Below are 12,158 nucleotides of genomic sequence, written 5' to 3'. Positions count from 1 at the left end.
CGCGCCTCGGCGAAGCATACCTAGAGCGGGTCCGGGGCTGTGGAAATATCTGTTCGCCGCCGGGTCACTAGTTTCTGCCTGATCGGACACCCATGGACCTGCCCGACTACGCCATCGAGGCCAAAGGGGTCTTCAAGACCTACGCCGCCACCAAGACCACGCCGGAGAAGCGGGCGCTGAACGGCATCGACCTGCAGGTGCCGCGCGGCTCGATCTTTGGCCTTTTGGGGCCGAACGGGGCGGGCAAGTCGACCTTCATCAACATCCTGGCCGGCCTGACCCAGAAGACCGCCGGAACCGTGAAGATCTGGGACCGCGATATCGATGCACGTCCGCGCGACGCCCGCGCCGCCATCGGGGTGGTGCCGCAGGAGCTGGCCGCCGACGTCTTCTTCACGCCCGAGGAGTCGCTGGAGACCCAGGCTGGCCTCTACGGCGTCAAGAAATCGGAGCGCCGCACCGCCGAGCTGCTGGCCGCGCTCGGCCTATCCGACAAGGCGAAGGCCTACGTGCGGCAGCTGTCGGGCGGGATGAAGCGGCGGCTGATGGTGGCCAAGGCCATGGTCCATAACCCGCCGGTGCTGATCCTCGACGAGCCGACCGCCGGGGTCGATGTCGAGTTGCGCAAGCAGCTGTGGGCCTATGTGCTGGAGCTGAACCGCCAGGGCGTGACCATCGTGCTGACCACTCACTATCTGGAAGAAGCCCAGGAGCTCTGCGACAGGATCGCCATCGTGAACCGGGGCGAGGTGGTGGCCTGCGAGACCACCGACACCCTGCTCAAGCGGCTGGACACCCGCAACGTCGTGGTCACCCCCGACGAGCCGGTCGACAACGCCCCCGCGCTGAGCGGCTTCGAGACCAAGCTTCGCGCCGGCGGCGCTTTCGCGGTGACCTACAAGACCGGCGAGTCCAGCGTCGAACAGGTCTTGGCCGCCGTGCGCGCCCAGGGCCTGCACATCAAGGACATCGCCACCGAGGATCCGGACCTGGAAGACGTCTTCCTGTCCCTGACCTACGCCGCGCCCGGCGCGGACCCGACGAAGGACTGATGGGCGCCGATCCGTTCGCCGACCGCTATCCGGACTCCCCGGCCTATCGGGGCATGCAGCCCCTTCGCATCCCTTCCGGCTGGACCATCGGCTGGAACACCCTTGACGTCGGCATGGCGGAGAACCTGGCCGGCATCGGCGGCTCGTCGCAGTTCAACGCCACCAACCGGGGTACGCGGTTCAACATCGACGTCGAATTCCTGCCCGAGTTCGATCCGGCAGGCGCCTTTCACATCACGATCATCTACCAGCCCTGGCCACGGTCCGAGAAAGGCCGTCGGATGAAGAACGTGCCGTTCGCATTCGACGCGGACGCGGAGGTGGTCCATCATTTCGAGACCCGGTCCTACCCGGCGCTGATCCAGGAACTCGAACTCTGGATCGCCCGCTGCACGGTCTGGGTGAAGGAGGAAAACTTACCATGACCGGCAGCATCGACCCAACCCGCCCGCAGTTCGAGGCCTTCAAGGCCCTGCCCCGCGACACGCCGATCCAGATGCTGAATTTAGTCCGGGTAAAACCCCTGGCCGACTATCCGGCCGATCACCCCAACCACGGCAAGGGCATGAGCGGCCTCGACGCCTACCGCGCCTATGGCCGCGAGAGCGCCGAGGTGTTCCAGCGCGTCGGCGGCAAACAGATCTGGGCCGGCCGGCCGGAAGCCGTGGTCACCGGGCCGAACGACGAGCGCTGGGACCTGGCCTTCATCGCCGAATATCCGAACGCCGGCGCCTTCCTGGCCATGGTCACCGACCCTGCCTATCGGGAGATCGTCAAGCACCGCACCGCCGGCGTCGCGGACAGCCGGTTGATCCGGCTTGCGCCCCTGACGCCGGGAGAGGGTTTCGGAGAGTAGCGGCTCAGCGTGACCGCCATCACGGAACGGCGGGCGGCCATCGAGGAATCTGCGTGCAAACCACGGAGGCTCCGATGCTGCGTAGTGAACTTGGCAAGCAACTCAATCTGACCATCGCCCACATCGCCTCGGGGCGGCCCAACCGACCGGGTACGCCGCTGATGCCGATGTTCATCACCGTCCACAACACCGACAACACCCACGCCGGCGCCGGCGCGGCCGCCCATGCCCGGTTCGTCCGAGAGACCGGCTACTACATGCACAACAACAGGCAGGTCTGGATTTCCTGGCACTACACGGTCGACGACAAGGAGACCTATCGGCACCTGCCGTTGAACGAAGTCGGCTGGCATGCCGGGACCAGGGAGGGCAACGCCACCAGCATCGGTGTCGAGGTCTGCATGAACAGCGATGGCGACCAGGACGCCGCGTTCGACCGGGCCGTCAAGCTGCTGGCATGCCTGACCTTCGACATGGGGGTCGAGCCGCGCGACGTGCTGCGGACCCACTACCACTGGTCAGGCAAGCAGTGCCCCCGACTGCTGCTCAACGAGAAGAAGCCTGGGAAAAAGTGGGCTGCATTCGTCGACCGCGTTCAGGCGCTCAACGACAGCATCGTCCCTGGGTAACCGCTACTCTTCCTTGACGCGCCGCTTGCGGAAGCTGGGGTTCAGCACCTTCTTGCGCAGCCGGATGTTCTTCGGCGTGACTTCGACCAGCTCGTCTTCCTCGATGTAGGCGATGGCCTGTTCGAGGGTCATGCGGCGCGGCGGGGTCAGGCGGATCGACTCGTCCTTGCCGCTGGCCCGCACGTTGGTCAGCTGCTTGGCCTTCATCGGGTTGACGTCCAGGTCGTCCTGGCGGCTGTTCTCGCCGATGATCATGCCCTGATAGGTCTTCTCGTTGCCGCCGACGAACATCACGCCGCGCTCTTCCAGGTTCCACAGGGCGTAGGCCTGGGTCTCGCCGTCGGAGTTCGACACCAGGACGCCCTTGCGGCCGCCCTCGATGGCGCCCTTGTAGGGCTCATAGTGGCTGAACACCCGGTTCAGCACCCCGGTGCCCCGGGTGTCGGTCAGGAACTCGCCCTGGTAGCCGATCAGCGAGCGCGAGGGGCTTTTCAGGGTCAGGCGGGTCTTGCCGGCGCCGGACGGGCCCATGTCCTTCAGCTCGGCTTTGCGGGCCGACAGCTTCTCGATCACGATGCCGCTGAACTCGTCGTCCACGTCGATCATCACGTCTTCGATGGGCTCCAGCCGCTCACCGGTCTCGGGGTCCTGCTGGAACACCACGCGCGGACGGCTGATCGACAGCTCGAAGCCTTCGCGGCGCATGCTTTCGATCAGCACGCCCAGCTGCAGCTCGCCGCGGCCGGCGACCTCGAAAGCGTCCTTCTCGGAGGTTTCGGTCACCCGGATGGCGACGTTCTGCTCCAGCTCCTTCATCAGCCGGTCGCGGATGACCCGGCTCTGCACCTTGTCGCCTTCGCGGCCGGCCAGGGGGCTGTCGTTGACCGAGACGGTCATGGAGATGGTCGGCGGATCGATCGGCTGGGCCGGCAGGGCCTCGGTCACGTCCATGGCGCAGAGGGTGTCGGCCACGGTGGCCTTGCTGAGGCCCGCGATGGCTACGATGTCGCCGGCCTCGGCGTCATCGACCGGCTGGCGCTTCAGGCCGCGGAAAGCCAGCACCTTGGTGATGCGGCCGCGCTCGATTTCCTTGCCGTCGCGCGACAGGGCGTGGATGGCCATGCCGGGAACGGCCTTGCCGCTTTCGATCCGGCCGGTCAGCAATCGGCCCAGGAAGGGGTCGCTTTCGATCAGCACCGACAGGATCTGGAAGGGCTCGTCCTTGCGGGTGGCGGCCTTGGGCTCGGGCACATGGCGGACGATCAGATCGAACAGCGGGGCCAGGGTGTCGTTGGGCTTGTCCAGGTCCAGGGTCGCCCAGCCGTTCTTGCCCGACGCATAGATGTGCGGGAAATCGAGCTGCTCGTCGGTCGCGCCGATGGAGGCGAACAGGTCGAAGGCGTCGTTCAGCACCCGGTCGGGATCGGCGTGCGGCCGATCGACCTTGTTGAGGCAGAGGATCGGGCGAAGGCCCATCTTCAGCGCCTTGCCGAGCACGAACTTGGTCTGGGGCATGACCCCCTCCTCGGCGTCGACGAGGAGGACGCAGCCGTCCACCATGCCCAGGATCCGCTCCACCTCGCCGCCGAAGTCGGCGTGTCCGGGGGTGTCGATGATGTTGATCCGGGTCTCGCCCGCCTCGCCGTTCCACAACACCGAGGTGCACTTGGCCAGGATGGTGATCCCGCGCTCGCGCTCCTGGTCGTTGGAGTCCATGGCGCGCTCGGTCGTCGCCTCATTGGCTCGGAAGATGCCGGACTGGGCCAGAAGCTGATCGACCAGAGTGGTCTTGCCGTGGTCGACGTGGGCGATGATCGCGATATTTCGCAGGGACATGAGAGACCTGGGGGAATTTTGGAGCGGCGCCGAAAGGCGCTCTTGGGAGGCGCGCGCTTCTACCTGAGTGCGGCGCACAAAGCCACCCCGGGCAGGCGGTCGCCTGGTGGCGCGGTCCGAGGCGCCTTCAAACGCTTGTTTTTATTCACTGATCCGTGAATAAGCGCAGCCGTCGCCCTATTTTTGTGCGCTGCAATATGACGGATTGTTGCAAGATATGCCCTTACGTTACGGGCGTTTCCTCAAGGTTGATGCAGAAAAACTTCGCTGCACCGCACATTTTGCCCTTGCCGTTTTGTGCGCCGCAACCTACTTTGACCTCGTGAGGCGGCCTCGCCGCCTCTGCCCTTCCTGGGCGTTTCCTCCCTAATGAACTGGCCGGGCCCTCGGGCTCGGCCGTTTTTTTGTCTGGGGACCGGTTGCCGCGCAGCGGCTACCTGTCCCCGATCAGCGCTGGCTTCAAGGGCCGCGCACAATCCAGACGCATTGAAGACGGTCAGCGCCCTTGGCGGCTGGACCGCGCCCCATCGCTGACCTTCCGCGCTGACCGGGGACAGGTAGCCGCTACGCGGCCAACCAGTCCCCTAAATCCCCTGCCAGCTCTCGGCCAGCACAGCCGTCAGCCGCTCGACGCTCTCCTTCAGCCGCGCCAGCCCCTCGGTCGGCTCCAGGGTCGTCTCATTCAGATAAAGCCCCCGGTCGATCTCGATCTGCAGCGCATGCACCCGCCGGCCCGGCCGACCATAGAATTCGGTCGTATAGCCGCCCGCGTAAGGGGCGTTGCGCACGACTCTATAGTCCAGCTCCTCGAGCGTCTTCTCCACCAGCCGGGTCAGCCCCGGCGCGCAGGCGGCGCCGAACCGGTCGCCCAGCACGATGTCGCAGCCCTTGCCGTGGCGGGGCGTCACCACCCCCTTGGCCGCCGCCGACGGCATCGAGTGCCAGTCGATCAGGATGGCCGTCCCATGGGCCGAGCAGGCCTCGCCGATCAGCCGGGTCAGGGCGTCGTGATAGGGCCGGTGGGCGGTCTCGATCCGTGTCCTGGCCTCCTCGAACCGCAGCTTGCGGGCGTAGATCTTCTGGCCCTCGCCGGCCAGCTTGGCGATTGCCCCCAGGCCCGCCGCGACCCGCGCCGTCCGCCCCTGCACGTGCGGCGGCAGCTCGTCCTCGAACATCGCCGGGTCAAGCTCCCAGGGATCGCGGTTGAGGTCGATATAGGCGCGGCCGAACCCCGCCGTGATCACGCTCGCCCCGGCCTGGGGGGCGCTGGCGATCAGCCGGTCGACGAAGGCGTCCTCGCTGCGCCGCACCTGGTCCTCGGCCACCGCCATGGCCTCTGTCATCTCCGCCGGATAGACCTTGCCCGAATGGGGCGAGGCGAAGATCAGCGGGGTGCGCGCCGCCCCCGCCGCCGGCCTGGCGATGCGGAAGGCCGGCCCCGCGTCCGGCCCGGAAACGGGCGCCTCGGGACCGGTCGCCGTCTTGCCGCGGGCCGGATCGATCAGGGTCATGGGCCTATTTCATCCGCCCCCGGCGCCCCGTCAAAGGCTTTCGCCAAATCGCCCGGCGGGAGAGTTCACCGGCCCTTTACGTCTGCCGGCATAAGGTTAAGGCGACAAATTCTCGCGAAGGCTCTCAAGAACGCCCATGCCCCGCATCCTGCTGGCCGAAGACGACGATTCCATGCGCAACTTCCTGGCCCGCGCCCTCGAGCGCGCCGGCTATGACGTGCGCGCCTGCGCCGATGGCGAAGAGGCCGCCGCCTGCCTCGACGAGGACTGGGACCTGCTGCTGACCGACATCGTCATGCCCGGCATGGACGGGATCGAGGTGGCGCGCCACGCGGCCGCCCGGCATCCGGGCCTGCGGATCATGTTCATCACCGGCTTCGCCGCCGTCGCCCTGTCGGCCGGCGAGCGGGCCCCGGCCGGCGCCAAGGTGCTGTCCAAGCCTATCCACCTGCGCGAGATCGTCACCGAGGTCGACCGGATGATGGCGGCCGCCTGAGGTCGCTGCAAAAGGCCGGTTGCGCGGGGCGGGATCCCCCGCTATAGACCCCGCCTTCCTGCCGGTACGGACGTGTAGCTCAGCGGGAGAGCACTACGTTGACATCGTAGGGGTCACAGGTTCAATCCCTGTCACGTCCACCATCCCTTCCCAAAATCAGGTCACCCGGCGCCGGTTCGCCGGCGGCGACGGGCAGGCCTGTCGGCCGCTGTCCACGGCGACAGGCGACCAGGCCCGAACGGCTTCCGCAACGTCATGTTGCCGAATGACAAGAGGCGCCAATCTGTATCAATTGTTCGCTCGCGCGGAGCGCGAGCAATACCAGCAAGTGGATGTATTTGTACGCAAATCGGGTCTATTTGGGGGGCTGATCGGCCTTCAAACCCCTTGCGTTGGTCCCCGTTTAGGTTGAGAAGCCGGGCAGTGGTTGTGTAGCGATTTCCTTGCCCTAGCTTTCTACTGTGCTCGTTCATGATTTCGAGGGACGAGTTCAAACCGGAGAGATTGATTTGCCCCGTTCCCAGCATTCTGCGCCCGATCCGATCGATGTGGCCGTCGGCGCCCGGATGCGCATGCGTCGCAAGACCCTGGGCCTGACCCAGACCGCGCTGGCCGAAGCCCTCGGCATCACCTTCCAACAGGTTCAGAAGTACGAGCGCGGCGCCAACCGCGTGTCCGCCTCGATGCTGGTCCGCGCCGCCAAGCGGCTGGACTGCCCGGTGGCCTTCCTGGTGGGCGAGGAGCCTGGCGGCTTCCCGACCGACGAGACCCTGCTGACCATGCTCGCCTTCCCCGGCGCCATCGACCTGCTGCATGCCTACACGGCCATCGACGACGCCACCTCGCGCGGCGCCGTGGTCACCGTGGCCCGCGCCCTGGCCACCGGCAAAGTCCGCAAGGCCGCCCAGGCGGCCTGACCGGCTGTCCTGGACGCCGCCCCGGTTTCGCCGGCGGCGGCGGACGCCCGCGCGCCACACCTATTTTGAGGATGTGGCGACGCGCCGTCCCGATCTGAAACGCTTTTTTTGTAACTGCCCCTGATACTCGCCTCATAATCCTCGTTTGAAGGGGTGGGGTGTGTTCAAGGTTCTTTCGTGTCTCGTTACCGAGCACGACCTGCGGCTGGTGCTTCTCGCAGGCATCGTCTGTTTCAGCGCCACGCTGACAGCGTTCCGTCTCTATGGCCGGATGACCGGGGCCAAGGGCCTGGTGCGCGCCGCCTGGCTGCTGCTGACCGCCCTGGTGGCCGGCGCCGGGGTCTGGGCGACCCACTTCCTAGCCATGCTGGCCTATCAGCCCGGCATGGAGACCGGCTTCACCTCTGCCGGCACCATCGCCTCCCTGATGGTCTCGGTGCCCTTCATGGCCGCGGGCTTCTTCGCCTCGATCATGGTCGAGGACGACAAGTTCAGCAAATTCGCCGGCGGCCTGCTGGTCGGGTTCGGGGTTGCGGCCCTGCACTACACCGGCATGAGCGCTTTCGTCGCCCAGGGCCACATTCAATGGGAACCGGCCTACATCGCCGCCTCGGGCGTGCTCAGCGTCGCCGGCGCCAGTTCGGCCCTGATGATCATCGGTCGCGGCCGCAAGCTTTGGCAGCAACTGGCGGCAGCCGGACTGCTGACCGTCGGGGTCTGCGCCCTGCACTTCACCGGCATGGGCGCCATCACCATCCAGCCCGACAGCGCCGTCGAGGTGCCCGCCGCCCTGATGGGTGTCGGCATGATGACCCTGGCCGTGGCCTCGATCACCGGCCTGATCATCCTGGGCGGGCTCGGGGCCATGCTGATCGAGAGCGGCGCCAACCGCTCGGCTCTGGATCGCATCCGCACCCTGGCCAACGCCGCCTACGAGGGCATCGTGGTCGTCCAGAACGGCCTTATCAACGACGCCAACTCCGCCTTCTGCGACCTGATGGGCGCGCCGCTGGAAGACCTGGTCGACAAGCCGCTGATCGGCGCCATGCTGGTCTTCGACGACGAGCCCCAGGCCAGCGACGAGCGCCGCGAGGCCCACCTGCAGCCGGTCGGAGCCGCTGCCCCCATCCCTGTCGAGGTGTTCTCGCGCCTGATGGACGATGGGGCCCGCATCGAGACGTCCGGCCTCACCGTGCTGGCCATCCGCGACCTGCGCGAGCGCCGCTCGGCCGAGGAGAAGATCCGCTACCTGGCCGAACACGACGGCCTCACCGGCCTGCCCAACCGCAACGCCCTTCAGGTCAAGCTGGCAGCCGCCCTCGACCGGGTCGAGGCCTCCCATGAGTCGCTGGCGGTGATCTGCGTCGATCTCGACCACTTCAAGGAAGCCAACGACCTGCACGGCCACATCGCCGGCGACCTGGTGCTGGTCGAGGCGGCCCGGCGCCTGACCGCCCAGCTGTCCGCGCCCAGCTTCGCCGCCCGCCTCGGCGGGGACGAGTTCGTGGTTGTCCAGATCACCGACCAGGACCAGCCGACCGCCGCCGCCGAACTGGCCGGCGCCCTTCTCGAGTCGCTGAAAGGCGCAATGAGCTACGAGGGCCAGGACCTGACCATGGGCGCCAGCCTGGGCGTCTCCCTCTATCCCGACGATGGCCGGACGGCCGAGGCCCTTCTGGCCAACGCCGACATGGCCCTGTACCGGGCCAAGGACAGCGGCCGGGGCGCCTACCGCTTCTTCAAGCGGGAGATGGACGAGACCATCCGCGAACGCCGCAACCTGGCCCGCGAGCTGCGCCAGGCGATCGCCGACGAGGAGCTGATCGTCCACTACCAGCCGCTGGCCCGCGCCTCGGACGGCGAGGTCTGCGGTTTCGAGGCCCTGGTGCGCTGGAAGCATCCGGTGCGCGGCATGGTCCCGCCTCTGGACTTCATCCCGGTGGCCGAGGAAAGCGGCCTGATCGCCCCCCTGGGCGAATGGGTGCTGCGCCGGGCCTGCGCCGACGCCGCCAGCTGGGACAAGCCACTGCGCATCGCGGTGAACCTCTCGCCGCTGCAGCTGAACAATCCGGGCCTGCCGGCCCTGGTGCACGAAGTGCTGATCAACACCGGCCTGTCCCCGACCCGCCTGGAGCTGGAGATCACCGAAAGCGCCCTGTTCAAGGACTACCAGCGGGCGCTGGACAACCTGCGCCGGCTCAAGGCCCTGGGCGTCCGCATCGCCATGGACGACTTCGGCACCGGCTTCTCCTCGCTCTCGACCCTGCAGTCGTTCCCGTTCGACAAGATCAAGGTCGACAAGAGCTTCGTGGAGAACATCCACCGGGACGAGCGGGCCACGGTCATCGTCAAGGCGGTGCTGGGCCTGGGCCGCAGCCTGAACATCCCGGTGGTCGCCGAGGGTGTCGAGACCGAGGAACAGCGGCAGTTCCTGCGCGGAGAGGAATGCGCCGAGCTGCAGGGCTATGCCATCGGTCGCCCCGCGCCGGCCGAAACCCTTGGCGCCTGGACCAATGCCGATGTCCCGGCCGCCGCCGCGCCGCCACAGCAGAAGAAGCCGGCCATCCGGCGCAGGCGGGCGGCTTAGGGCTTCAGGGTCCTCTTCAGGAAGGCCAGCACCTTGGGCCAGGCGTCCGCCTGAGCCCGGGCGTTGGCGCGCGCCGTGCCGCCGCCACGCGCCACCTCGCCGAGGGTCGGGACCCAGCCATCGCCGCCGATGTCGTGGCCGGCCTCGGGATAGAGCAGCAGCTCCGTCGGCAGGCCTTTGCGCGCCGCCGCCAGGTTGCGGGCCATGGTCCCGGACTTCCACTGGCGATCCTGGTCGCCGGCGACCAGCATGACCGGGCCCTTGAAGGCCTCGATGCGAATGCGGGCGGCGTCTTCGCGCTCCGGATGGGCGGCCCGGCCGTCCTCGTGGATCTTCAGTAGGTCGGCCTTGGGCCCAGCCAGCAGCCCCTCGACGAAGCCCTTGTAGGGCATGAAGGGCAGGGGCTTGCCCTCGAAGCTGAAGGAGGACCGGGTCCCCTCCGCCTCCAGGGTCTCCAAGCCCCAGCCTTCCCAAACCAGGTCCGACGGGGCGAAGGCGACCACCGAGGTCAGCCAGGGGTATTTGCTGGCCGCGATCAGGGCGAACTCGGCGCCCTTTGAGCCGCCGAACAGGGCGATGCGGCCGGCGTCCAGATCCGGCCGGGTCATGATCCAGTCGCGCAACTCGGCCAGTTGGTCGATGCGGATGTCGATGAAGCTGCCGGGCAACTCGGCGATGGCCTTGGGCGGGCCGAACTGTCCCCAGTCCGGCGAGTAATAGGGCAGGCCGACGACGGCATAGCCCTCGGACGCCAGCTTGCGGCCATAGCGCTCGCTGGCCCCCGTTCCGCCGTCGGCCCCATGCAGCACCACCACGACGGGCCGCTTGCCGCCCCCTGGCAGCCTGTAGAGACGCGCGGCCGGGAAGCCGGGGATGGCCTCGTCGACCACTTCGGGCTTGGCGCCCAGCAGCCGGACCATGCCTTCCGCCACCACGACCCCGTCGATCCGCGCCTCAAAGCGAACTTCTCCGGATTTCCAGTCGGCGGGCAGCGGGTCCTCCACCGGCCGCATCGACCAGAATAGGCCGGCCGCGTCGGCGCCCGAATAGTCCCCGGAGGTCGGAGCCTGGCGGGTCAGGTCCACCGCTCCCCTGGCGTCGGTCATGAACATCGCCACGGCCCGGTGGCGAACGGCGGGCCGGCCGAAGCGGCGCTCGGCGCGGACCTCCACCGGCTGGCCGGCCAGAAGGCCCTCCAGCCGCACGGAAACGGCGCGGCCTTGCAGAGCCTCCGCCGGGGTGATGCGGAACCGGGCTCCGGCGGCGGCGGCGGGCGCGGCCAGGGCGCAGAAGCCCGCGGCGCCTATCAGCAGGCGGCGTCTGTCGAGGGTCATGGTCAGTCCTTGGGCGGTGATTTCCAGAAGAAGACCTCGTCCACCCCACGCCCGAATACGCCCGCCAGCCGCATGGCCAGTTCGAGCGAGGGGGCGTAGCGGCCGGTCTCCAGCGAGATGACGGTCTGGCGGGTGATCCCCACGGCCCGGGCCAGGGCCTCCTGGGTCATCTCGCCGTGTTCGAAGCGCAGGCGGCGCAGGTGGTTGCCGATCGGGCTGTCAGGCATCGAGGCCGTCGCCCGGCCGCGCGTCGATCCAGTAGCCGACCAGCTGGGCCGTCGAATAGGCGAGGGCGCCCAGCAGCAGCAGGACGATCAGGATGTTGCCGATCACGAACGGGGTCAGCCGTTCCTGGATCGCCACCGGCGCCAGCCCGATGAGCGGCGAGGCGACGGCCAGCAGGCCCAGAAGGGTCCAGAAGCCGACGCGGGCGCCCAGGGCGTCGATCTCCCGGTCCCGCTCGTCGCGGGTGCGGTCGCGCGGCCGGACCACCAGCCAGGCGACCACCGCCGCCACCCCCAGCAGCCAGTTGTCGAAGGCCAGCCTGTCGTCCTGGCCGATATGCAGGTCGACCCCGCGCGCCAGGGCCATGGCCAACTGGCCGCAGACCACGCCCCAGCCGATCAGCGCATGCCAGGCGGCGACTTCCCGCCATCCGGGAACCGACTGCTCGGCCTTGCGCCGCTGATCCCAGACCCGGCGACTGACCACCGCCCCGACGACCACTGCCGCCGCCCCCAGCGCCCCCGCCGGAAACGGCCAGTCGGCGGCGGCCAGCAGGGTGCCGAAGGCCAGGCTGCCGAACAGGGCGAACGCGATGCGGATCAAGGGGGGGCTCCCAGGCTTGAATGTACGTTTAACCAGACATCATGTCGTGTCAAGCTGACATCCATCGCCACACTCCGCCCTTGCACTGTTGCAGCGGCCGGGCATAGTCGGC

12 protein-coding genes and 1 tRNA gene are annotated in these 12,158 nt (G+C 68.0%); 8 read left to right on the top strand and 5 right to left on the bottom strand.

Translation table 11 applies throughout. The features are described 5' to 3' along the window. The first annotated feature begins 92 nt into the window (after positions 1 to 92). The 4 genes from GVN21_RS00930 (at position 93) to GVN21_RS00915 (ending at position 2,537) form a co-directional block, all read left to right on the top strand. Positions 93 to 1,052, top strand: coding sequence for an ABC transporter ATP-binding protein (locus GVN21_RS00930; RefSeq protein WP_166572815.1), 960 nt, complete (start codon positions 93 to 95; stop codon positions 1,050 to 1,052). After that, on the top strand, positions 1,052 to 1,477 hold the full coding sequence (locus GVN21_RS00925; RefSeq protein WP_166572814.1) for a hypothetical protein: 426 nt from the start codon (positions 1,052 to 1,054) through the stop codon (positions 1,475 to 1,477). The genes GVN21_RS00930 and GVN21_RS00925 overlap by 1 nt, the downstream gene beginning before the upstream one ends. Continuing rightward, entirely contained in the window at positions 1,474 to 1,908 is a 435-nt protein-coding gene (locus GVN21_RS00920) for a DUF1330 domain-containing protein (RefSeq protein WP_166572813.1), read from the top strand. Before GVN21_RS00925 ends, GVN21_RS00920 begins: the two co-directional genes overlap by 4 nt. Positions 1,909 to 1,982: 74 nt before the next feature. After that, positions 1,983 to 2,537 carry an N-acetylmuramoyl-L-alanine amidase gene (locus GVN21_RS00915; RefSeq protein ID WP_166572812.1) on the top strand — a complete coding sequence of 185 codons (555 nt, stop codon included), beginning with the start codon at positions 1,983 to 1,985 and terminating at the stop codon, positions 2,535 to 2,537. Positions 2,538 to 2,540: 3 nt separating this feature from the next. Here GVN21_RS00915 and typA read toward each other — a convergent pair whose 3' ends face one another. Beyond that, on the bottom strand, positions 2,541 to 4,373 hold the full coding sequence (gene typA / locus GVN21_RS00910) for a translational GTPase TypA (RefSeq protein ID WP_166572811.1): 1,833 nt from the start codon (positions 4,371 to 4,373) through the stop codon (positions 2,541 to 2,543). 584 nt (positions 4,374 to 4,957) lie between these two features. Continuing rightward, a complete protein-coding gene (locus GVN21_RS00905; RefSeq protein WP_166572810.1) occupies positions 4,958 to 5,884 on the bottom strand; it encodes an N-formylglutamate amidohydrolase in 927 nt (308 codons plus the stop codon). A gap of 136 nt (positions 5,885 to 6,020) precedes the next feature. Between GVN21_RS00905 and GVN21_RS00900 the strand changes: the two genes are divergently transcribed. The 4 genes from GVN21_RS00900 to GVN21_RS00885 all read left to right on the top strand — a co-directional run bounded on the left by GVN21_RS00900 (position 6,021) and on the right by GVN21_RS00885 (position 9,884). Beyond that, complete coding sequence (locus tag GVN21_RS00900; RefSeq protein ID WP_166572809.1) at positions 6,021 to 6,380, top strand: response regulator; 360 nt, start codon at positions 6,021 to 6,023, stop codon at positions 6,378 to 6,380. A 68-nt stretch (positions 6,381 to 6,448) separates the two neighbouring features. Next, positions 6,449 to 6,523, top strand: a tRNA-Val gene (locus GVN21_RS00895). 366 nt (positions 6,524 to 6,889) lie between these two features. Then, a complete protein-coding gene (locus GVN21_RS00890; RefSeq protein WP_240902690.1) occupies positions 6,890 to 7,297 on the top strand; it encodes a helix-turn-helix transcriptional regulator in 408 nt (135 codons plus the stop codon). A gap of 160 nt (positions 7,298 to 7,457) precedes the next feature. Then, positions 7,458 to 9,884, top strand: coding sequence for an EAL domain-containing protein (locus GVN21_RS00885; RefSeq protein ID WP_166572808.1), 2,427 nt, complete (start codon positions 7,458 to 7,460; stop codon positions 9,882 to 9,884). Here GVN21_RS00885 and GVN21_RS00880 read toward each other — a convergent pair. The 3 genes from GVN21_RS00880 to GVN21_RS00870 are packed head-to-tail and all read right to left on the bottom strand — an operon-like array spanning position 9,881 to position 12,046. Further along, a complete protein-coding gene (locus tag GVN21_RS00880) occupies positions 9,881 to 11,218 on the bottom strand; it encodes an acyl-CoA thioesterase/bile acid-CoA:amino acid N-acyltransferase family protein (RefSeq protein WP_166572807.1) in 1,338 nt (445 codons plus the stop codon). The two genes, GVN21_RS00885 and GVN21_RS00880, sit on opposite strands and share 4 nt — an antisense overlap. Before the next feature lie 2 nt (positions 11,219 to 11,220). Next, positions 11,221 to 11,445, bottom strand: a complete 225-nt coding sequence (locus GVN21_RS00875) for a helix-turn-helix transcriptional regulator (RefSeq protein ID WP_166572806.1) — start codon at positions 11,443 to 11,445, stop codon at positions 11,221 to 11,223. Continuing rightward, complete coding sequence (locus GVN21_RS00870; RefSeq protein ID WP_166572805.1) at positions 11,438 to 12,046, bottom strand: hypothetical protein; 609 nt, start codon at positions 12,044 to 12,046, stop codon at positions 11,438 to 11,440. The genes GVN21_RS00875 and GVN21_RS00870 overlap by 8 nt, the downstream gene beginning before the upstream one ends. Positions 12,047 to 12,158 lie beyond the last annotated feature (112 nt).

It is taken from the genome of Caulobacter sp. SLTY (assembly GCF_009905535.1).
Classification (GTDB): Bacteria; Pseudomonadota; Alphaproteobacteria; order Caulobacterales; family Caulobacteraceae; genus Caulobacter.
The sequence above is the reverse complement of the archived record's forward strand: the minus strand, read 5'-3'. Positions and strand labels throughout refer to the sequence as shown.

What these genes read in the sequence shown, in the direction of transcription:
- GVN21_RS00930 (WP_166572815.1), top strand. Translation starts at nt 93, where the DNA reads ATGGACCTGCCCGACTACGCCATCGAGGCCAAAGGGGTCTTCAAGACC.
- GVN21_RS00925 (WP_166572814.1), top strand. Translation starts at nt 1,052, where the DNA reads ATGGGCGCCGATCCGTTCGCCGACCGCTATCCGGACTCCCCGGCCTAT.
- GVN21_RS00920 (WP_166572813.1), top strand. Translation starts at nt 1,474, where the DNA reads ATGACCGGCAGCATCGACCCAACCCGCCCGCAGTTCGAGGCCTTCAAG.
- GVN21_RS00915 (WP_166572812.1), top strand. Translation starts at nt 1,983, where the DNA reads ATGCTGCGTAGTGAACTTGGCAAGCAACTCAATCTGACCATCGCCCAC.
- typA (WP_166572811.1), bottom strand. Translation starts at nt 4,373, where the DNA reads ATGTCCCTGCGAAATATCGCGATCATCGCCCACGTCGACCACGGCAAG.
- GVN21_RS00905 (WP_166572810.1), bottom strand. Translation starts at nt 5,884, where the DNA reads ATGACCCTGATCGATCCGGCCCGCGGCAAGACGGCGACCGGTCCCGAG.
- GVN21_RS00900 (WP_166572809.1), top strand. Translation starts at nt 6,021, where the DNA reads ATGCCCCGCATCCTGCTGGCCGAAGACGACGATTCCATGCGCAACTTC.
- GVN21_RS00880 (WP_166572807.1), bottom strand. Translation starts at nt 11,218, where the DNA reads ATGACCCTCGACAGACGCCGCCTGCTGATAGGCGCCGCGGGCTTCTGC.
- GVN21_RS00875 (WP_166572806.1), bottom strand. Translation starts at nt 11,445, where the DNA reads ATGCCTGACAGCCCGATCGGCAACCACCTGCGCCGCCTGCGCTTCGAA.